At 59.0% G+C, this 19,237-nt stretch carries 19 protein-coding genes; 8 read left to right on the forward strand and 11 right to left on the reverse strand.

All coding sequences use genetic code 11. The features are described from left to right. The first annotated feature begins 12 nt into the window (after nucleotides 1–12). A complete protein-coding gene (gene ybaK, locus J1N02_RS19385; RefSeq protein WP_092356341.1) occupies nucleotides 13–483 on the forward strand; it encodes a Cys-tRNA(Pro) deacylase in 471 nt (156 codons plus the stop codon). 63 nt (nucleotides 484–546) lie between these two features. Here ybaK and J1N02_RS19390 read toward each other — a convergent pair whose 3' ends face one another. Both J1N02_RS19390 and argF read right to left on the reverse strand, forming a co-directional pair. Then, nucleotides 547–1,656 (reverse strand): ABC transporter ATP-binding protein, encoded by a 1,110-nt coding sequence (locus tag J1N02_RS19390; protein ID WP_065926527.1) that lies wholly within the window; start codon nucleotides 1,654–1,656, stop codon nucleotides 547–549. Further along, the gene (argF, locus tag J1N02_RS19395) at nucleotides 1,653–2,573 is read right to left on the reverse strand and encodes an ornithine carbamoyltransferase (protein WP_027604593.1); all 921 of its coding nucleotides are present in this window, start codon (nucleotides 2,571–2,573) and stop codon (nucleotides 1,653–1,655) included. The genes J1N02_RS19390 and argF overlap by 4 nt, the downstream gene beginning before the upstream one ends. 431 nt (nucleotides 2,574–3,004) lie before the next feature. On the opposite strand from argF, the gene J1N02_RS19400 reads away from it, so the two are divergent. Together J1N02_RS19400 and grxD are read left to right on the forward strand one after the other, a co-directional pair. Continuing rightward, nucleotides 3,005–5,113 (forward strand): molybdopterin oxidoreductase family protein, encoded by a 2,109-nt coding sequence (locus J1N02_RS19400; RefSeq protein WP_098480307.1) that lies wholly within the window; start codon nucleotides 3,005–3,007, stop codon nucleotides 5,111–5,113. An 86-nt stretch (nucleotides 5,114–5,199) separates the two neighbouring features. Beyond that, nucleotides 5,200–5,538, forward strand: a complete 339-nt coding sequence (grxD, locus tag J1N02_RS19405; protein ID WP_027604591.1) for a Grx4 family monothiol glutaredoxin — start codon at nucleotides 5,200–5,202, stop codon at nucleotides 5,536–5,538. A gap of 71 nt (nucleotides 5,539–5,609) precedes the next feature. Here the strand turns inward: grxD and bfr are convergent, their stop codons facing one another. After that, nucleotides 5,610–6,080 carry a bacterioferritin gene (gene bfr, locus J1N02_RS19410; RefSeq protein WP_012722487.1) on the reverse strand — a complete coding sequence of 157 codons (471 nt, stop codon included), beginning with the start codon at nucleotides 6,078–6,080 and terminating at the stop codon, nucleotides 5,610–5,612. Between the two features lie 201 nt (nucleotides 6,081–6,281). Beyond that, the gene (locus tag J1N02_RS19415; protein WP_074844072.1) at nucleotides 6,282–6,500 is read right to left on the reverse strand and encodes a bacterioferritin-associated ferredoxin; all 219 of its coding nucleotides are present in this window, start codon (nucleotides 6,498–6,500) and stop codon (nucleotides 6,282–6,284) included. Between the two features lie 244 nt (nucleotides 6,501–6,744). Between J1N02_RS19415 and J1N02_RS19420 the strand changes: the two genes are divergently transcribed. Further along, entirely contained in the window at nucleotides 6,745–7,347 is a 603-nt protein-coding gene (locus J1N02_RS19420; protein ID WP_003172097.1) for a peroxiredoxin, read from the forward strand. Between the two features lie 65 nt (nucleotides 7,348–7,412). Here J1N02_RS19420 and rnt read toward each other — a convergent pair whose 3' ends face one another. Beyond that, nucleotides 7,413–8,087 (reverse strand): ribonuclease T, encoded by a 675-nt coding sequence (rnt, locus tag J1N02_RS19425; RefSeq protein WP_027604590.1) that lies wholly within the window; start codon nucleotides 8,085–8,087, stop codon nucleotides 7,413–7,415. Further along, a complete protein-coding gene (gene pyrC / locus J1N02_RS19430; RefSeq protein ID WP_027604589.1) occupies nucleotides 8,084–9,130 on the reverse strand; it encodes a dihydroorotase in 1,047 nt (348 codons plus the stop codon). The genes rnt and pyrC overlap by 4 nt, the downstream gene beginning before the upstream one ends. Before the next feature lie 156 nt (nucleotides 9,131–9,286). On the opposite strand from pyrC, the gene J1N02_RS19435 reads away from it, so the two are divergent. The 3 genes from J1N02_RS19435 (at nucleotide 9,287) to J1N02_RS19445 (ending at nucleotide 12,765) form a co-directional block, all read left to right on the forward strand. Next, a complete protein-coding gene (locus tag J1N02_RS19435; protein ID WP_092356347.1) occupies nucleotides 9,287–10,195 on the forward strand; it encodes a flagellar protein MotY in 909 nt (302 codons plus the stop codon). Between the two features lie 129 nt (nucleotides 10,196–10,324). Next, nucleotides 10,325–11,542 (forward strand): argininosuccinate synthase, encoded by a 1,218-nt coding sequence (locus J1N02_RS19440; protein ID WP_012722490.1) that lies wholly within the window; start codon nucleotides 10,325–10,327, stop codon nucleotides 11,540–11,542. A gap of 590 nt (nucleotides 11,543–12,132) precedes the next feature. Further along, nucleotides 12,133–12,765 (forward strand): response regulator transcription factor, encoded by a 633-nt coding sequence (locus J1N02_RS19445; protein WP_027604587.1) that lies wholly within the window; start codon nucleotides 12,133–12,135, stop codon nucleotides 12,763–12,765. An 84-nt stretch (nucleotides 12,766–12,849) separates the two neighbouring features. Here J1N02_RS19445 and J1N02_RS19450 read toward each other — a convergent pair whose 3' ends face one another. The 4 genes from J1N02_RS19450 to metG all read right to left on the reverse strand — a co-directional run bounded on the left by J1N02_RS19450 (nucleotide 12,850) and on the right by metG (nucleotide 17,044). Continuing rightward, the gene (locus J1N02_RS19450; protein ID WP_027604586.1) at nucleotides 12,850–13,032 is read right to left on the reverse strand and encodes a PA3496 family putative envelope integrity protein; all 183 of its coding nucleotides are present in this window, start codon (nucleotides 13,030–13,032) and stop codon (nucleotides 12,850–12,852) included. Nucleotides 13,033–13,139: 107 nt separating this feature from the next. Further along, the gene (gene nth / locus J1N02_RS19455; protein ID WP_027604585.1) at nucleotides 13,140–13,778 is read right to left on the reverse strand and encodes an endonuclease III; all 639 of its coding nucleotides are present in this window, start codon (nucleotides 13,776–13,778) and stop codon (nucleotides 13,140–13,142) included. A 137-nt stretch (nucleotides 13,779–13,915) separates the two neighbouring features. Beyond that, nucleotides 13,916–14,878, reverse strand: coding sequence for an electron transport complex subunit RsxB (gene rsxB, locus J1N02_RS19460; RefSeq protein ID WP_098480305.1), 963 nt, complete (start codon nucleotides 14,876–14,878; stop codon nucleotides 13,916–13,918). Between the two features lie 114 nt (nucleotides 14,879–14,992). Then, entirely contained in the window at nucleotides 14,993–17,044 is a 2,052-nt protein-coding gene (gene metG, locus J1N02_RS19465; protein ID WP_421147599.1) for a methionine--tRNA ligase, read from the reverse strand. A gap of 172 nt (nucleotides 17,045–17,216) precedes the next feature. Here metG and apbC point away from each other — a divergent pair, with 172 nt between their 5' ends. Next, the gene (apbC, locus tag J1N02_RS19470; protein WP_027604582.1) at nucleotides 17,217–18,311 is read left to right on the forward strand and encodes an iron-sulfur cluster carrier protein ApbC; all 1,095 of its coding nucleotides are present in this window, start codon (nucleotides 17,217–17,219) and stop codon (nucleotides 18,309–18,311) included. A 496-nt stretch (nucleotides 18,312–18,807) separates the two neighbouring features. Here the strand turns inward: apbC and fdxA are convergent, their stop codons facing one another. Then, the gene (gene fdxA, locus J1N02_RS19475; RefSeq protein ID WP_027604581.1) at nucleotides 18,808–19,131 is read right to left on the reverse strand and encodes a ferredoxin FdxA; all 324 of its coding nucleotides are present in this window, start codon (nucleotides 19,129–19,131) and stop codon (nucleotides 18,808–18,810) included. Nucleotides 19,132–19,237: the final 106 nt, after the last annotated feature.

The following is a 19,237-nucleotide window of genomic DNA, read 5'->3' on the forward strand; positions in this document are numbered from 1 at the left end:
CTCGGAGAGGTCATGACCCCCGCATTGGATTTGTTGAAAAAAGTTCGCGCCGAACATCGCATCCACAGTTATGAACACGACCCCAAGGCGGCCTCCTATGGCCTGGAGGCCGCAGAGAAATTGGGCCTCGACCCGGCGCAGGTGTTCAAGACCTTGTTGGCCAGCAGTGAAAAAGGCGAATTACTGGTGGCTGTGGTGCCGGTCGTCGGAAGTCTCGACCTCAAGGCCCTGGCTCATGCGGCGGGGGTTAAAAAAGTCGAAATGGCTGATCCGGCTGCGGCGCAGCGTTCCACCGGTTACCTGCTGGGAGGTATCAGCCCACTGGGGCAGAAGAAGCGGCTGCGCACATTTATCGATGTAACGGCGCAGCCGTTTGCGACAATTTTTGTGAGTGCGGGGAGAAGGGGACTGGAAGTGGAGTTGTCCGCCGCAGTGCTGGCGGAACATACCCAGGCCAAATTCGCAGAAATTGGCCGGCCGTAATCCCGGTATCCTGGATAACCAATGTGGGAGGAGGCTTGCCCCTCCCACACGTTGATCATTGACTCAGCCAGCCGGGCTGTAGCGTCGTACGCCGGATTCGGCGTGAGGAACCTGCGCCGCGACGCTGCCTGAGGCCTGGAACAGCACCAGATGCTCAGCGGCCACGCGAATGCCCACTTGCGCGCCCACCTGATGGTCGGCATGGCTGGGGAAAATCGACTCCAACTGCGCACCGGTCGGCAGTTGCAGGCGGTACAGGGTCGACGCGCCGAGGAAGGTCTTGCCGACAATCCGCGCTTTCAAGGCGCTGTCGGGCGCGTAGACGATGTCGTCCGGGCGCAGCAAGACGTCCACCGCCCCCCCCGTAGGCCAGGTGTAGGCGCGGTTTCCGCGCAGGTCGCCGAGTTCGGTGTGGACGGACTCGGGCGAACTCAACTGGCCACGAATGAAATAACCCTGGCCGATAAAGCTGGCGACGTAAGGCGTCAGGGGTTCGTGATAGAGGTTGTAGGGGGTATCCCACTGCTCCAGGCGGCCTTCCTTGAACACCCCGACGTGATCGCTCACGGCGAATGCCTCTTCCTGGTCATGGGTGACCAGGATCGCACTGGTGCCCCGTGCCTTGAGGATGTCGCGCACCTCGTGGCTGAGCTTGCGCCGCAGTTCGCCGTCGAGGTTGGAGAACGGTTCGTCCAGCAGCAACAGCTGCGGCTCCGGCGCCAGGGCGCGGGCGAGGGCGACGCGTTGTTGCTGGCCGCCCGACAGTTCGTGGGGGAAACGCTTGCCCAGGTTCTTGAGGTTGACCAGCTCCAGCAGTTCGGCGACCACACGGTCTTTTTGCGGGTGTTTGCGAATGCCGAAGGCGATGTTGTCGGCCACGCTGAGATGGGGGAACAGCGCGTAGTCCTGGAACACCATGCCGATGCGACGTTTCTCCGGCGCCAGGGTAAAACCGGCGCTGGAGATCACTTCGCCCGCGAGGCTGATTTCGCCTTCGTGCACCGGCTCAAAACCGGCAATCGCGCGCAAGGTCGTGGTTTTGCCACAGCCCGAAGAACCCAGCAGGCAACCGATATCGCCCGCGTTGAGGTGCAGATTGAGGTTCTGCACCACCCGTTGATCCTGGTAACCGCATGCCAGATTGCGCAAGTTCAGCAGTAATGGCTGGCTCATGCGTGGTGGTACGCCGGTTCGACGAGGAATTCGAGCAGGGCTTTTTGCGCGTGCAGGCGGTTCTCGGCCTGGTCCCAGGCCACGGAGCGTGGGTCATCGAGCAGGTCGAGGCTGATTTCCTCACCCCGGTGGGCGGGCAGGCAGTGCATGAACAGCACGTCCGGCGCGGCCATGTCGAGCAGGGCGCGGGTCACCTGGAAGGGCGCGAACAGGGCCAGGCGCTTGGCGGTTTCGTCTTCCTGGCCCATGGAGGTCCAGACGTCGGTGCTGACCAGGTGGGCGCCGATCGCTGCATCCTTTGGATCGCGCAGGATCTGCACACGGCCATCGGCCTTGGCCAGGAACTCGGCGGCCGGTTCGAAGCCTTCCGGACAGGCGATGCGCAGGTGGAAGTCGAACTGAATCGCCGCTTCTATATAGCTGTTGCACATGTTGTTGCCGTCACCGATCCAGGCCACGGTCTTGCCCTGGATCGAGCCACGGTGCTCAAGGAAGGTCTGCATGTCGGCCAGCAACTGGCATGGGTGCAGGTCATCGGACAGGCCGTTGATTACCGGCACGCGCGAGTTGGCGGCGAATTCGGTCAGGGTGCTGTGGGCAAAGGTACGGATCATCACCGCATCGAGCATGCGCGACATGACGATCGCGCAGTCGCTGATCGGCTCGCCACGGCCCAGTTGGGTGTCACGCGGCGACAGGAAGATGGCCTGGCCACCCAGCTGGATCATGCCGGCTTCGAACGACAGGCGAGTGCGGGTCGACGACTTCTCGAAAATCATCCCGAGCACGCGGTTTTTCAAAGGCTCGAACAGTACGCCGCGGTTACGCAGGTCTTTAAGCTCAATGCCTCGACGGATCACGCTGACCAGCTCTTCGGGCGTGCAATCCATCAGGGAGAGAAAGTGCCTTGCGCTCATCATTAACTACCTTTTTGCAACAGACCGCAGATACTCAAAGCCTTGTTTATTGTGACAACGGGCGAGACCTGCGGCGAAAGCCGCACGGGGCGACGAAATAGGGGAAGGCGCGATATTGACATTAAATGTCGCGTCTTACCAATAGGGCTACGTTTTTAGGGGTGTTCAAGAAGGGCGCGAGAGCGCTTTTGAAGACGATTTCCTGACAGCAGCGGGCCATTTGTACACTGACGCCATCACCTTTTGCAATGCGCGGGGGCGGGCCTGGATCAGGCTGCGTCGGTTTCAGAGGTTGATGACAGGTTCTGTAACATTTGCTCATGTTTGCGCATGGCCTGGCCTGATGGCTATCGATTCACAGGACGAACGATGCTGGCGCCTGTCATGGTCACGGCCCATAGTCAGGCCAAAGCCCAATAAAGAGACTGGCCATGACCAAGACTCTCCACCACCGTGCCTGCCACCTGTGTGAAGCCATCTGTGGCCTGACCCTGGAAACCACCCAGGCCGAAGACGGCAGCCTGGCGATCACCTCGATCAAGGGCGACACGCTGGACAGCTTCAGTCGCGGCCATATCTGCCCCAAGGCCGTGGCGTTGCAGGACATCCAGAATGATCCTGACCGCCTGCACCAGCCCATGTTGCGGGTGGGCAGCGAATGGCAACCAATCCCGTGGGATGAGGCGTTTGCCTTGGTCGCCGAGCGGCTGGCGGGCATCCAGGCGCGGCATGGGCAGAATGCAGTGGCGGTGTATCAGGGTAACCCCAGCGTGCACAACTATGGGCTGATGACCCACAGCAACTACTTCCTCGGCCAGCTCAAGACGCGCAACCGGTTTTCTGCCACCTCCGTAGACCAGTTGCCCCATCACCTCACCAGCCACCTCATGTACGGCCATGGCCTGTTGCTGCCGATTCCGGACATCGACCACACCGACTTCATGCTGATCCTGGGCGGCAACCCGCTGGCCTCCAACGGCAGCATCATGACCGTGCCCGATGTGGAGAAGCGTCTCAAGGCTATCCAGGCCCGGGGCGGCAAGGTGGTGGTGGTCGATCCTCGGCGCAGTGAGACAGCGGCGATCGCTGATCAGCATCTGTTCGTGCGGCCTGGCGGGGATGCGGCGTTGCTGTTCGGGGTACTCAACACACTGTTCACCGAGAACCTGATGCGTGACAGTCATTTGCCGGTAGAGGGCCTTGAGGAGGTGCGCCGTGCGATCCTCGGCTTTACCGCCGAAGCCATGAGCCGCCAGTGTGCCGTACCCGCCGGGCAGATTCGCCAGTTGGCACGGGATTTCGCTGCTGCGGATAAAGCGGTGTGCTACGGGCGCATGGGGGTGTCGACCCAGGCGTTCGGCACGCTGTGTCATTGGCTGGTGCAGTTGATCAACTTGGTCACGGGCAACCTCGACCGCGAGGGCGGCGCGTTATGCACCAGTCCGGCGGTGGATTTGGTCGCGTCCACCGGTGGCGGGCATTTCAATCGCTGGCAGAGCCGCGTGTCCGGGCGCCCGGAGTACGGCGGCGAGTTACCAGTGTCTGCATTGGCCGAAGAAATGCTCACCGGCGGCGAAGGACAGATCCGCGCGCTGGTGACGGTGGCGGGCAACCCGGTGCTGTCGACCCCCAATGGCCGCCAGTTGGAGCAGGCCCTGGACGGCTTGGAGTTCATGGTCAGCATCGACCTCTATATCAACGAGACCACGCGTTATGCCGATCTGATCCTGCCGTCCACTTCGGCGCTGGAAAACGACCACTACGACACCACGTTCAACATGTTCGCCGTGCGCAATGTCACCCGTTTCAATCGCGCGATCCTGCCCAAGCCTGAGGGGGCGTTGCATGACTGGGAGATCTTCGTCGGCCTGGCCACGGCATTCGCTGCGCACACCGGTATGGCGCTCAAGCCCACCATGCCGCCTGCGCAAATGATCGACTTCGGCCTGCGCGCCGGCGCTTATGGTGATGCGTCGAGCCATCAGTTGTCGGTGGCGAAGCTGGCGGATCATCCCCATGGCATGGACCTGGGGCCGCTCAAGCCAAATCTCACAGCGCGCTTGAAAACCGTGGATGGCAAGGTGCAGGCGGCACCGGCAGTGATTCTGGCGGATCTGGCGCGCTTTGCGGCGCAGCCGATGCCTGTGGCTGACGAGTTGCTGCTGATCGGCCGTCGCCATGTGCGCAGTAATAATTCCTGGATGCATAATTATCACCGGCTGGTGAAGGGCAAGCCTCGGCACCAGTTGCATATGCATCCCGACGACCTGGCCAGTCGCCAGTTGGCAGACGGCCAGCGGGTGCGCGTCAGTTCACGTATCGGCATGATCGAGGTGGAGGTGGTCGCCAGCCTGGACATGATGCCCGGCGTGGTCAGCCTGCCCCATGGTTGGGGCCACGCCCGTCCTGGCGTCCAGATGACCATCGCCAGCGAGCAACCGGGGGCGAGCGCGAATGACTTGACCGACGAGCGGCAATTGGATGAGTTATCGGGCAATGCGGCATTGAATGGCGTACCGGTCCAAGTCGCTGCCGCATAAGGAGCCCGAGCACCGCGTTGGAATTTTGCGTTACAATGCGCCACCGTGCCGACCTGTGAGTCGCAAAGTTCCAGCCGAGGTGTTCCATGGATATCATCGAAACGATCAAAGAGCAGATTGCCAACAACACCATTCTGCTTTACATGAAGGGCGCACCTAACGCTCCTCAGTGCGGTTTCTCCGCGAAGGCTTCCCAGGCTGTTATGCAGTGTGGCGAGAAGTTCGCTTACGTGGATATCCTGCAAAACCCGGAAATCCGCGCCAACCTGCCGAAGTACGCCAACTGGCCTACCTTCCCGCAACTGTGGGTAGCCGGCGAGCTGGTCGGCGGTAGCGATATCATCACCGAAATGGCAGCTGATGGTTCGTTGCAGGCGTTGATCAAAGATGCAGCGGCAAACGCGGCGGCCAAGACCGACGCTTGATTCGCCTGCAATAAAAAGCCCCGCTTCTCGTGAGAGAGCGGGGCTTTTTTGTACCTGAGAGAGCGACGGGATTATTCGCCCATCTGCGATTGCAGGTAGTTTTCCAGGCTGACTTTGTCGATCAGGCCCAGTTGGGTTTCCAGCCAGTCGATATGTTCTTCCTGGTCTTCAAGGATGTCTTCCAGCAGCTCGCGGCTGCCGAAGTCGCCCTTGGTCTCGCAATGTGCGATGGCGGCCTTGAGGTCGCTGTGGCTCTTGCGTTCAAAGCCCAGGTCGCTGCTGATCATTTCCTGGGTGTGCTCGCCGATGTTCAGCTTGCCCAGGTCCTGTACGTTCGGCAGGCCTTCGAGGAACAGGATCCGCTTGATCAGCGCGTCGGCGTCCTTCATGGCCTTGATGGATTCTTTGTATTCACGCTTGCCAAGCTTTTCCAGGCCCCAATCGTCGTACATGCGCGCATGCAGGAAGTACTGATTGATCGCGACCAGTTCATTGGCAAGGATTTTGTTGAGTTGCTGGATGACTGAGATGTCGCCTTTCATGACTGGGGTCCTGCCCTGTAGTAGCTGTGTATAAGGCGGAGTTTGAGCGGCGAAAACCCTAGTGTCAAACCTAAGTTATTGAATAATAAATGAAAATTAATCGGAATAAGAATGTTTGTGTTCCGCGTCTTAGCGCTAACTAATTGAATTACAGGCATAAAAAAACCGGACACTCGGTCCGGTTCTTCAAAACACGCCTATTCAAGCGTGTGTAAATTCTGCTGAGTAGGGAACAGCGGCCTGGGCTGTTTGCAGTTGCGTCAGGGTTTCCCGTACCACTTGCTTGGCGAGGCAAGCACATTTACCACATTGACTGGCAACGCCGGTGGTTTCACGCACTTCCTTGTAGCTGCAGCAACCTTCATAGATTGCTTCGCGGATTTGTCCGTCGGTGACGCCGGTACACAGGCACACATACATAAGGGAGAACCGTCGCGGGTTTAAGGCTTAAGTGCGATGGATCTTAATGTTAACGAGAATGATTGTCAAAGTAGATTCGTAGGGTATTGGCCTGCACCGCCCTCACGCTGACGAACGGTTTTTTCAGTGTATGATGGTCGGTCTTCACGAAGCGTGACTGCGTCACAGGGCTGTCGCTTGAATGCGGCAGACTCAAGGCCGGTCCTTTTACTTCAATCGTCACCCTTACATCAGGAGATACCCAATGAGCGTACTCGTCGGCAAACAAGCCCCGGATTTCGACGTACCTGCCGTGCTCGGCAATGGCGAAATCGTTGACAGCTTCAAACTGTCTGAAGCCATCAAAGGCAAATACGGCCTGGTGTTCTTCTACCCGCTGGACTTCACCTTCGTCTGCCCTTCGGAGCTGATCGCTCTGGACCACCGCATGGACGATTTCAAGGCACGTAACGTTGAAGTGGTTGCCGTTTCCATCGACTCCCATTTCACCCACAACGCCTGGCGCAACACGGCCATCAACGATGGCGGCATCGGCAAAGTCAAATACACCATGGCTGCCGACATGAAGCACGACATCGCCAAGGCCTATGACGTTGAATCCGAAGGCGGCGTGGCTTTCCGTGGCGCGTTCCTGATCGATGACAAGGGCGTTGTGCGCTCCCAGATCATCAACGACCTGCCGCTGGGCCGTAACATGGAAGAGCTGATCCGTCTGGTCGACGCCCTGCAATTCCACGAAGAGCACGGCGAAGTCTGCCCTGCCAACTGGAAAAAAGGCGACAAAGGCATGAACGCTTCGCCAGAAGGCGTTGCGGCTTACCTGACCGAGAACGCTGGCAAGCTGTAAGCCGGATTCGCGGGACAAAAAAACCGGCCTGAGAAGGCCGGTTTTTTTGTGCGCGGGATTTGACCTCAGTCGCCGAAGTCTTCCCAGCCGCCCATCTGCTTCCAGCGGTTGACGATGCCGCAGAACAGCTCGGCGGTCTTCTCGGTGTCGTAGCGGGCCGAGTGGGCTTCGCGACCGTCGAAGTCGATGCCGGCCGCCTGGCAGGCCTTGGCCAAGACGGTCTGGCCATAGGCCAGGCCAGCAAGGGTGGCGGTGTCGAAACTGGAGAACGGGTGGAACGGATTGCGCTTCATGTCCAGCCGCGTCACGGCGGCGTTGAGGAAGCCCAGGTCGAAGCTGCTGTTATGTCCGACCAGGATCGCGCGCTTGCAGCCGTTGGCCTTCAAGGCCTTGCGTACGCCACGGAAGATATCGGTGAGTGCCGCCTCTTCGCTGACGGCCATGCGCAAGGGGTGATCGAGCTTGATCCCGGTGAACTCCAGGGCTGCCGCTTCGATATTGGCACCTTCAAACGGCTCGACGCGGAAGAAGTGGGTGTGCTCCGGATACACAAAGCCCTGTTCGTCCATGCCGATAGTCGTTGCGGCGATTTCCAGCAGTGCATCGGTGGCGCAATTGAAGCCGCCGGTTTCTACGTCGACAACGACAGGCAGGTAGCCGCGGAAACGTTCGGCCATCGGGTGGCGCGAACCACCACCGCCACCGTGTTCCTGGTCGTCATCGTAATGGTCTTCACTCACTTGCTTTCCTCCAGCAGGCGCCAGCGCAGTGTTTCACCGGCGCGCAGCGGGATAACGGTCAGCTCGCCAAATGGCAGGCTGGCGGGGGCGGTCCAGTCTTCACGGACCAGGGTGATACGGTCGGTATTCGCCGGCAGGCCGTAGAATCGCGGGCCATTGAGGCTGGCGAAACCTTCGAGTTTATCCAGGGCGTTGCGCTGTTCGAACGCTTCGGCATACAGCTCGATGGCGGCGAACGCGGTGTAGCAACCGGCACAACCGCATGCCGCTTCCTTGGCGTGCTGGGCGTGGGGCGCAGAGTCGGTGCCGAGGAAGAACTTCGGATTACCGCTGGTCGCGGCATCCAGCAAGGCAACCTGGTGGGTGTTGCGCTTGAGGATCGGCAGGCAATAGAAGTGCGGCCGAATCCCGCCCACCAGCATGTGGTTGCGGTTGTACAGCAGGTGATGGGCGGTGATGGTTGCGCCGACGTTGGCCGAGGCCTCGGTGACGAACTGCACGGCATCGGCCGTGGTGATGTGCTCGAACACCACCTTGAGGGTCGGAAACAGCTCGACCACGCGGCGCATGTGCTCGTCGATGAAGATTTTCTCGCGATCGAACACATCCACGTCGCCACGGGTGACTTCACCGTGGATCAGCAGCGGCATGCCGACTTCGGCCATGGCTTCGATGGCCGGCAGGATCTTGTCGATGCTGGTCACGCCGGAATCGGAGTTGGTGGTCGCGCCGGCCGGGTACAGCTTGGCGGCGTGCACGAAACCGCTGGCCTTGGCCTGGCGAATTTCTTCGGGCTGGGTACGGTCGGTGAGGTAGAGCACCATCAATGGTTCGAAGCGGCTGCCGGCCGGCCGTGCAGCGAGGATGCGCTGGCGATAGGCGTCGGCTTCGGCGGCGTTACGCACCGGTGGTACCAGGTTAGGCATGATGATGGCGCGGCCAAACGTACGCGCTACATCGGCCACGGTTTGGGGCAACGCAGCACCATCGCGAAGATGAATATGCCAGTCGTCGGGACGCAGCAGGGTCAGGCGGTCGGACATTGGGGATTCCAGGCGGGTCAATCTGGTGGGAATGCTACCGGAAAAGACTCTTGCAGGCACTCGCTATCAAGTTTTGCAGGATGCATCCGATAGCCTTTCGTATGCCTTATCGATGTATGACGCTTTGAAGTGTTGTAGAAACCAGTGGAGCCTCCCGTGCGCCAGCATTATCTAGCCCTGCTCAGTGTGTTCGCCAGCCTGCCTGCTATGGCCCTCACGTTCCAGACACGTCTGGAGAACATTGAGTGGAAGGTAGAGGGGGACAAGTTCGAGTGCCGCCTGAGCCAACCGATCACCGACTTCGGTTCGGGTGAGTTCGTGCGCCGGGCCGGCGAGCAGGCGACGTTTCGCCTTAAAGCCTATAACGGGTCGCTGGGCGCAGGGTCGGCCACCTTGTTGGCCGCCGCAGCCCCCTGGCAGCCCGGTCGGGGTGACATCAATCTCGGCGCCGTACGTGCCGGCAGCGGTGATGTGCTGTTCAACAGCTCTCAGGCCCAGGCCGGGCGTCTCTTCAACGGTTTGCTCGATGGACGCTCGCCCACGGTGCGGCACTATGGACGTGAGGGTGGTTATTCGGAGATTCGCCTGCTGCCGGTGAAATTCAACAAGGCCTACAGCGATTATCAGCTGTGCACCGCCAAGCTGCTGCCGATGAATTACGATCAGGTCAAGCAGACCGAAGTGGGCTTCCCCGGTGGCGGCATCGAGCTGGACGCTGCGGCAAAGCAGAAGCTGGCGGTGATTCTCGAATTCATGAAGGCGGACCCAACCGTCAACCATATCGAATTGAACGGCCACTCGGACAACAGCGGCAATCGCCTGAGCAACCGTGACGTTTCACGCCGTCGCGCGCTGGCTGTGATGGACTACTTCAAGGCCAACGGTATCCCGGAGTCCCAGATCACCCTGCGGTTCCATGGCGAAAGCTACCCCTTGGCGCCCAACACCACTGCCGCCAACCGGGCCCGTAACCGCCGTGTGAATATTCAGCTCGAACGCGTGGCTGCCCCTGAGAAACCGGCCCCCCAGGCCACGGGGCCGAGCAACCCGGCACACACCTCCTGACGTGCGACCATCGGTCGCTCGCTCGACATAATCTGTCGCTTTATCTTCATTTGCTGTCGCGCCCCTGTAAATCCACGGTTTTGATCGGTAGAATCGACGCCTTTCCGTACAACCCCGTGGAGTGATGGCATGGCCGACGTAAACAAGGTCGTTCTCGCGTATTCCGGCGGCCTGGACACTTCGGTGATCCTCAAGTGGCTGCAGGATACTTATAACTGTGAAGTGGTGACCTTCACCGCTGACCTGGGTCAGGGCGAAGAGGTCGAACCTGCACGTGCCAAGGCGCAAGCCATGGGCGTGAAAGAGATCTACATTGACGACCTGCGCGAAGAATTCGTCCGCGATTTCGTCTTCCCGATGTTTCGCGCCAACACCGTCTACGAAGGCGAGTACCTGCTGGGTACTTCCATCGCACGTCCGCTGATCGCCAAGCGCCTGATCGAAATCGCCAACGAAACCGGCGCTGATGCCATTTCCCATGGCGCCACCGGCAAGGGCAACGACCAGGTGCGTTTCGAACTGGGTGCCTACGCGCTCAAGCCCGGCGTAAAAGTGATTGCCCCGTGGCGTGAATGGGACCTGCTGTCCCGTGAAAAGCTGATGGATTACGCTGAAAAGCACGCGATCCCGATCGAGCGTCATGGCAAGAAAAAGTCCCCGTACTCGATGGACGCCAACCTGCTGCACATCTCCTATGAAGGCGGCGTGCTGGAAGACACCTGGACCGAGCACGAAGAAGACATGTGGAAATGGACCGTCTCCCCGGAGAACGCTCCAGACAAGCCGCAGTACCTGGAACTGACCTACCGTAATGGCGACATCGTCGCGCTGGACGGCGTGGAAATGACCCCGGCCACCGTATTGGCGACGCTGAACCGTATCGGTGGCGAACACGGCATCGGCCGCCTCGACATCGTCGAGAACCGCTATGTGGGCATGAAGTCCCGTGGTTGCTACGAAACCCCGGGCGGCACCATCATGCTGCGTGCCCACCGCGCCATCGAGTCCATCACCCTGGACCGTGAAGTGGCTCACCTCAAAGACGAGCTGATGCCCAAGTACGCCAGCCTGATCTATACCGGCTACTGGTGGAGCCCTGAGCGTCTGATGCTGCAACAGATGATCGATGCTTCCCAGGCCCACGTGAATGGCGTTGTGCGTCTGAAGTTGTACAAGGGCAATGTGATCGTTACCGGCCGTAAGTCGGATGACTCGCTGTTCGACGCCAACATCGCCACTTTCGAAGAAGATGGCGGTGCCTACAACCAGGCTGACGCAGCGGGCTTTATCAAGTTGAATGCATTGCGCATGCGCATTGCTGCCAACAAAGGTCGTTCGTTGTTCTGAGTGTCAAGCCGGTTGTAAAAATGGCCCCTTGTTCAAGGGGCCATTTTTTTTGTCTTGAATTCTTGATTAAGTCCACTTTGTTTAAACTTGTTTAATCAGTGTTGTTGATTATTGGGGCGCTGTTTTTTTTGTCGGGGGAATGTTTTTTATCATTTATGTAGGAACCAGTCTTACAGATAATTCACTCATGTAGGTGCGAGGAGTATGTAAGAAGCCAAAAATTCTGTAGGAAATAAGGATGTAAGTAAATATGTTAAATGGAACTGAAACTACCGATTTTTCTCTGCCGGCTCCGCTACCTGCAGTCGACAGGCAAGGGGCATTTCCTGATAGTTGCGTGCGGCACGTTTACCTTATCCCCTGGAGGGGCTGGAAATTTCACTCAAAATATGTGAGGTCCCGGAAAGTTCTGAAGGGCCCCATAAAACTGGAAACATCTGTATCGGTGTTTTTTTGTAGGGCGTTTCCTTTATCTCTGTGGGTTGGGTCTCTGCTTGCTGTTGCTCGGGGGGGAACGCTATGCCAACTAGGAAACGACTAGGCTATTGTGTTTGCTCTAAATAATTCGAACAGCGAAATTGGACTTTCTCATGAATAAAGTGCTGATCGTAGATGATCATCCCGTCATTCGTCTTGCTGTGCGTATGCTAATGGAGCGTCATGGTTATGAGGTCGTTGCAGAGACCAATAACGGTGTCGATGCGTTGCAACTTGCGCGGGAGCATATGCCGGACATTGTCATACTGGATATTGGGATTCCCAAGCTCGATGGCCTGGAAGTTATTTGCCGGCTTTCGTCTACCAAGCAGGCTGTCCCGTTCAAGGTACTGGTGCTCACCTCCCAGGCTCCAGGTCACTTTTCCATGCGTTGCATGCAGGCCGGCGCTGCGGGCTATGTGTGCAAGCAACAGGACCTGACCGAGTTGCTGAGTGCGATCAAGGCGGTGTTGTCGGGCTACAGCTATTTTCCAAACCAGGCACTCAACTCGGTACGCTCCACCATGGGTAATGCCAGTGAGGCCGATATGGTCGAGCGTCTGTCCGGCCGGGAAATGATGGTGTTGCAGCAATTGGCTCGGGGCAGGACCAACAAGGAGATTGCCGACGGTATGTTTCTCAGCAACAAGACCGTCAGCACCTACAAGACTCGTCTGCTGCTCAAGCTCAATGCCCGCTCTCTCGTGGACCTGATCGAGCTGGCCCAGCGTAACGGCTTGGTATAGGTGAGGGCACAGCACTGCGCATAGGCCGCACAACCGGCAGAAAAAAGCCTCCGACAGGGAGGCTTCCGGCCGTCGACCGCTTGATCAGAGGTCGAAGTCGTAGTCGGCCAGTTGTTTTTGCAAGCGTCGTTCTTCCAGAAGGTTGTCGATAGTACGGCGTTTGCTCAGATTGGTCTTGGCGACCTCTGCCACAGGTGCTTCCACGCCATCGTCCTCCGATTCAACGAGGTCGTCTTCCACATCCAACTGTTCTTTGTCAGTGCTCATAACGTTAACTCCGGAGTAAGACTGCCGTTGGCGCTCCTTATAACGATAATCCATGAATGGGTAAAAAAGATTTTTTCAATCGACTGATCGAGAAAACCAATGAAGCCTCAATCGTCCGACGTCTTGTCCTTGTATTCGCACAGGTCTTCAATGCGGCAGCTGCCGCAGCGCGGCTTGCGGGCCTGGCAAACATAGCGTCCGTGCAGGATCAGCCAATGGTGGGAGTCAAGCAGGTACGGTTTGGGTACGAACTTCATGAGCTGCTTTTCCACTTCGACCACGTTCTTGCCGCGTGCTATGCCGGTTCGATTACTGACCCGAAAAATATGGGTATCCACGGCCATGGTGAGTTGCCTGAATGCAGTGTTGAGCACCACGTTGGCGGTTTTACGGCCCACCCCCGGCAGGGCTTCCAGTGCTTCGCGGGTTTCTGGCACTTCGCTATTGTGCCGTTCTATCAGCAAGCGGCAGGTCTCGATGACATTCTTGGCCTTGCTGTTGTAGAGGCCGATGGTCTTGATGTACTCCGACAGCCCGTCCACGCCCAGGGCGTAAATCGCCTCTGGCGTGTTGGCCACGGGATACAGCCTGGCCGTGGCCTTGTTGACGCCGACGTCCGTGGATTGGGCCGACAGGATCACCGCAATCAGTAACTCGAACGGCGAGGAGTAGGCCAGTTCGGTCTTGGGTTCCGGATTGTCTTCGTGAAGCCTGCGGAAAATTTCCAGGCGTTTTGCGGCGTTCATGAGGCGGAAGGTTCCTTTCGGGCAGTCAGCGTAGTGTTGAATAGTGGGTCCAGGCACGGAGTCCTGCGAGAAGGATAACCCGACGGTATCAATGTGGTGTCGGCGATGGACTGTAACAACCCCCCCAGGATTATCAGTCATGTGCCATGGGCGTCTACTTGGCGCTGCGCGTCATCGAGCTTGTGTTGCGCGTCGGCTAATTGTTGCGGATCCGCCTGTTGGTCCAGGGCTTTCTTCAACTCGGCCCGGCGCATCGCCAATTGGATTTTGGCGCGCTTGAGGTCGGCGTTGTTGACGGCAGGCAGCGGTGTCGCGGGTGTGTGATGCTGGCCCAGGGCTGCCAACGCCTGCTCCGCTGCCTCGAATTGCTGTTGCAGGGCGATCAGTTGGGATTGTTGTTCAAAGGTCGGCGGGTGCCCAAAAGCCTGCAAGGATTTGTGCAATTGGGCGCGGCTCATGGCCACATTGATCTTGGCTTTTTTCACCTCCGCATCCTGGGCGGCCCGCGCTGCGTCAAATGGCAAAGGGGGAGTTGGTGCTGAGCGCTGAGGCCGCGCCACACGTTGGGCAGTCCTGTGCTCTTCTTCCCGTTGCAGGCGTGCATTGCGTTGTTCAAAGCGTTGCCGGGCACGGTCGCGCTTGAAGTTTCGTTCACGGCGTTCGTTTTCGTTCGCTGCCAGGCCGCCGATGATCGGCAGCCCTGTGACCACTGGGCGCAACTCAATGCAGTCGACGGGGCAGGGCGCGACGCACAGGTCGCAACCGGTGCACTCATCGACGATGACGGTGTGCATCAACTTGGCGGCGCCGACAATCGCGTCCACCGGGCAGGCCTGGATGCATTTGGTGCAGCCGATGCACTCGGCCTCGCGGATGTAGGCGACCTGGGCCGGGGCGTCCCCACGGCTGGTATCCAGCTCCAGAATGGGTACACGCAGTAATAGCGCGAGGCCGGTGATCGTCTCCTGTCCTCCGGGTGGGCATTTGTTGATTGCCTCGCCCCGGGCGATACCCTCGGCGTAAGGCTTGCAGCCCGGGTGCCCACACTTGCCGCATTGTGTCTGCGGCAGCAGTGCGTCGATACGTTGAATCAGATTCATGGAGTGATCATTGGCGTGCCGGTTGAACAAACAGGGTTTGATTATCCGGCAAGCGAGAAGGGGGGACTAGTTGAAAAGCCCCGTCGCCGAAACGACAGGGCTGTTTTGCGGCGCTTACTTGATACGTTGACCCGGCTTGGCGCCGCTGTCAGGGCTCAGCAGGTAGATCTCTTCGCCGCCGGGACCGGCCGCCATCACCATGCCTTCGGAGATACCGAACTTCATTTTCCGCGGCTTGAGGTTGGCAATCATCATGGTCAGACGACCATTGAGCTTGGACGGGTCCGGATAGGCGCTCTTGATTCCGGAGAACACGTTGCGTTGTTCGTCACCAATATCCAGGGTCAGGCGCAGCAGTTTTTCGGCCCCTTCCACGGCTTCGGCCTTGATGATCAGCGCCACGCGCAGGTCCACGGCAGCAAAGGCGTCAAAGTCGATTTCCGGGGAAAGCGGGTCCTTGGCCAGCTCGCCGTTACCGGCCGGTTTCGATTCGCCGGTATCGGTCTGGCTGGCGGCCAGGTCTTCTTTCGAGGCGTCGGTCATTGCCTGGACCTTGACCGGATCGATGCGGGTCATCAGAGGCTTGAATTCATTCAACTGATGGTTGCTGAGCAACGTGGCGTGGTCGTTCCAGGTGAGCGGGGCGACATTGAGGAACGCCTCGGCGTCGGCGGCCAGCAATGGCAGCACGGGCTTGAGGAAGATCACCAGCTGGCGGAACAGGTTGACGCCGGTGGCGCAGATCGCCTGGACCTCAGCCTGCTTGCCTTCCTGCTTGTTCAGCGACCAGGGGGCCTTGTCGGCAATCCAGGCGTTGGCGCGGTCGGCCAGGCCCATGATCTCGCGCATGGCACGGGCAAAGTCACGGGCTTCATAGGCGTCGGCGATGCTTGGCGCGGCAGCCAGGAACGCGTCGGTCAGTTCCGGCGCGGCGTTCTCGGCCACCAGCAGGCCGGCGTTGCCCTTGTGGATAAAACCGGCGCAGCGGCTGGCGATGTTGACCACCTTGCCCACCAGGTCCGAGTTGACCTTCTGGACGAAGTCTTCCAGGTTCAGGTCCAGGTCGTCGACGCCACGACCCAGCTTGGAGGCGTAGTAGTAGCGCAGGTATTCCGGCGACAGGTGGTCCAGGTAGGTGCGTGCCTTGATAAAGGTGCCACGGGACTTGGACATCTTCTGGCCGTTGACCGTCAGGTAGCCGTGTACCGCGATGCCGGTGGGCTTGCGGTAGCCCGAACCTTCGAGCATGGCTGGCCAGAACAGGGCGTGGAAGTTGACGATGTCCTTGCCGATGAAGTGGTACAGCTCGGCGGTGGAGTCCTTGCCCCAGAACGCATCGAAGTCCAGCTCCGGCGTACGGTCGCAGAGGTTCTTGAAACTGGCCATGTAGCCGATCGGTGCGTCCAGCCATACATAGAAGTATTTGCCGGGCTCGCCTGGGATCTCGAAGCCGAAGTACGGCGCATCGCGGGAGATGTCCCACTGTTGCAGGCCTGCATCCAGCCATTCGGCGATCTTGTTGGCCACGGCGTCCTGCAGGGTGCCGCTGCGGGTCCAGGTTTGCAGCATCTGCTGGAAATCCGGGAGCTTGAAGAAGAAGTGCTGGGAGTCCTTGAGTACCGGGATGGCGCCGGAGATCGCCGAGCGCGGGTTCTTCAGGTCAGTCGGTGCGTAGGTGGCACCGCATTTTTCGCAGTTGTCGCCGTACTGGTCTTCAGTGCCGCATTTCGGGCAGGTGCCCTTGATGAAGCGGTCGGCCAGGAACATTTTCTTTTCCGGGTCGAAATACTGCGTGATCGAGCGCGTGGCGATGTGCCCGGCGTCCTTCAAGCGCAGGTAGATCTGGCTCGACAGCTCGCGGTTTTCGGCGGAGTGGGTCGAGTGGAAGTTGTCGAAATCCACCAGGAACTCGGCAAAGTCGGCGCTGTGTTCAGCCTGCACATTGGCGATCAGCTGTTCCGGGGTGATGCCTTCCTTTTCGGCGCGCAGCATGATGGCCGAACCGTGGGCGTCGTCCGCGCAGACATAGATGCATTGATTGCCGCGATGCTTCTGGAAGCGCACCCACATATCGGTCTGGATGTACTCAAGCATATGGCCAAGATGGATGGAACCATTGGCATAGGGCAGGGCGCTGGTGACGAGGATCTTGCGTGGCTCGGACATGGGGCTCGGCTACTTGATGAAACGGAGGTCGGCCACTATAAAGCGCCGGGAAATTTATTTCACCCCGTGGTGCTGTTTCAGAATCTTCCGCACCTGCGAAAGCATGCCGTAACGCGGCTGGAACGGTTAGGATAGCCGCCTGTTTCAGTCAGTCTTTTTTCGGGAGTTGCCCATGAGCGCCGTCAATCGCGCAGCGGTGGAAGCCGTTCTTCGCCAGTACACCGACCCCTATTTGAACCAGGATCCGGTCAGCGCCGGCTGTGTACGTGCCATCGAGGTCCAGGGTGACCAGGTCTCGGTCCAACTGGAGTTGGGTTATGCCGCCGGCCTGTTCAAGAGCGGTTGGGCGCAGATGCTGCAAATGGCCATCGAGGGCCTCGACGGCGTGCGTGCCGCCAAGGTCGACATCCAGTGCGTGATCGCCCCGCACAAGGCCCAGGCGCAGATCCCGGGCCTGGCCAACGTCAAGAACGTGGTGGCAGTCGCTTCCGGCAAGGGCGGCGTGGGCAAATCCACCACCGCAGCCAACCTGGCCCTGGCCCTGGCCCGTGAAGGCGCGCGCGTGGGTATTCTCGACGCCGATATCTACGGCCCGAGCCAGGGCGTGATGTTCGGCATCGCCGAAGGCACGCGGCCGAAGGTCAAGGACCAGAAGTGGTTCGTGCCGATCGAGTCCATGGGCGTGGAGGTCATGTCCATGGCGTTCCTGACCGATGACAACACGCCGATGGTGTGGCGCGGGCCGATGGTCTCCGGCGCGTTGCTGCAGTTGGTCACCCAGACCGCCTGGGGCGACCTGGATTACCTGGTGATCGACATGCCGCCAGGCACCGGCGATATCCAGCTGACCCTGGCACAGAAAGTCCCGGTGGCGGGCTCGGTGATCGTGACCACGCCCCAGGACCTGGCCTTGCTGGACGCCAGGAAGGGCGTGGAGATGTTCCGCAAGGTCAACATTCCGGTGTTGGGTGTGGTGGAAAACATGGCGGTGCACATCTGCTCCAACTGCGGCCACGCAGAGCATCTGTTTGGTGAAGGCGGTGGCGAGAAGCTGGCGACCCAGTACGGCGTTGAACTACTGGCCTCGTTGCCATTGTCGATGGGCATTCGTGAACAGGCCGACGGCGGCAAGCCCACCGTAGCGGCAGAGCCCGATGGCCAGATCGCCATGATCTACCAGGAATTGGCTCGCCATGTGGGCGCACGGATCGTCCTGCAGGAAGCGGCGGCCCCGGCAATGCCGACCATTACCGTCAGCGACGACTGAACTCGCTGAAGGACAAGAAGCCTCGACTTGTCGGGGCTTTTTCTTGCCTGGAGATCGGTCAATGGGGTTCTTTTACGCTTTTACGCAATGGCGCGCGTAAGCATTCGCTTACTTTCTCGTAAGTGTTTGGTTTTTTTGCTGGGTGTGTGCGTCTCGAATCTTTGAAGGAGTTTTCTATCTATTTGAAAGATAAAAATTAATTATCTTTGTCTGGGGGCTGGAGCCTGTCAGTGCCCGGTTTGGATCCCGTTGAACTTCCCTTGGAACTCTCTAACATCAGCCCTGTGTCCACGGATTGACACAGCCATCAAGGAACGATGGTTGAAGGAACGTCGCAGGATGCGATTCATCAGGATGATGAAAAGGAACACAGGGACTAGGGAAAAAATGTGGGCGGGTCATACCGCCCCTTTTTTCGTCTATAGAAAAGTGAATGCGTTCCCCTGAGCGCAAAAAAGGCCCTTGAAGGGCCTTTTTTTGTTGGGCAGCGGCGCTTTTAGCGCTCTAGTTGCTCAATCTTGTTGGGTTTGCCATCCCATTCGGCGGCATCCGGCAACGAGTCTTTCTTCTCGGTGATGTTTGGCCAGATTTCAGCCAATTCAACGTTCAACTGAATGAACTGTTCCATGCCCGCCGGGACTTCGTCCTCGGAGAAAATGGCGACGGCCGGGCATTCAGGTTCACACAGGGCGCAGTCAATGCACTCGTCCGGGTGGATGACCAGGAAGTTCGGGCCTTCGTAGAAGCAGTCCACCGGACACACTTCTACGCAGTCGGTGTACTTGCACTTGATGCAGTTGTCGGTGACGACGAAGGTCATTTCTAATTCTCTCCTCAGGCGGCGGCAGCGAAACCCTTTGTGGTAGGGCTCGCGAGGTTCGGGAGCGATAGTCTGCAGGCCAGGCTAAGAGCCAGCAGCATCCCAA

It is taken from the genome of Pseudomonas sp. NFX5 (assembly GCF_049132125.1).
Classification (GTDB): Bacteria; Pseudomonadota; Gammaproteobacteria; order Pseudomonadales; family Pseudomonadaceae; genus Aquipseudomonas; species Aquipseudomonas marginalis.

Excerpts from the sequence above, each read along its gene's own strand:
- ybaK (WP_092356341.1), top strand. The coding sequence starts at position 13 with ATGACCCCCGCATTGGATTTGTTGAAAAAAGTTCGCGCCGAACATCGC.
- J1N02_RS19390 (WP_065926527.1), bottom strand. The coding sequence starts at position 1,656 with ATGAGCCAGCCATTACTGCTGAACTTGCGCAATCTGGCATGCGGTTAC.
- argF (WP_027604593.1), bottom strand. The coding sequence starts at position 2,573 with ATGAGCGCAAGGCACTTTCTCTCCCTGATGGATTGCACGCCCGAAGAG.
- J1N02_RS19400 (WP_098480307.1), top strand. The coding sequence starts at position 3,005 with ATGACCAAGACTCTCCACCACCGTGCCTGCCACCTGTGTGAAGCCATC.
- grxD (WP_027604591.1), top strand. The coding sequence starts at position 5,200 with ATGGATATCATCGAAACGATCAAAGAGCAGATTGCCAACAACACCATT.
- bfr (WP_012722487.1), bottom strand. The coding sequence starts at position 6,080 with ATGAAAGGCGACATCTCAGTCATCCAGCAACTCAACAAAATCCTTGCC.
- J1N02_RS19415 (WP_074844072.1), bottom strand. The coding sequence starts at position 6,500 with ATGTATGTGTGCCTGTGTACCGGCGTCACCGACGGACAAATCCGCGAA.
- J1N02_RS19420 (WP_003172097.1), top strand. The coding sequence starts at position 6,745 with ATGAGCGTACTCGTCGGCAAACAAGCCCCGGATTTCGACGTACCTGCC.
- pyrC (WP_027604589.1), bottom strand. The coding sequence starts at position 9,130 with ATGTCCGACCGCCTGACCCTGCTGCGTCCCGACGACTGGCATATTCAT.
- J1N02_RS19440 (WP_012722490.1), top strand. The coding sequence starts at position 10,325 with ATGGCCGACGTAAACAAGGTCGTTCTCGCGTATTCCGGCGGCCTGGAC.
- J1N02_RS19445 (WP_027604587.1), top strand. The coding sequence starts at position 12,133 with ATGAATAAAGTGCTGATCGTAGATGATCATCCCGTCATTCGTCTTGCT.
- J1N02_RS19450 (WP_027604586.1), bottom strand. The coding sequence starts at position 13,032 with ATGAGCACTGACAAAGAACAGTTGGATGTGGAAGACGACCTCGTTGAA.
- nth (WP_027604585.1), bottom strand. The coding sequence starts at position 13,778 with ATGAACGCCGCAAAACGCCTGGAAATTTTCCGCAGGCTTCACGAAGAC.
- rsxB (WP_098480305.1), bottom strand. The coding sequence starts at position 14,878 with ATGAATCTGATTCAACGTATCGACGCACTGCTGCCGCAGACACAATGC.
- metG (WP_421147599.1), bottom strand. The coding sequence starts at position 17,044 with ATGTCCGAGCCACGCAAGATCCTCGTCACCAGCGCCCTGCCCTATGCC.
- apbC (WP_027604582.1), top strand. The coding sequence starts at position 17,217 with ATGAGCGCCGTCAATCGCGCAGCGGTGGAAGCCGTTCTTCGCCAGTAC.
- fdxA (WP_027604581.1), bottom strand. The coding sequence starts at position 19,131 with ATGACCTTCGTCGTCACCGACAACTGCATCAAGTGCAAGTACACCGAC.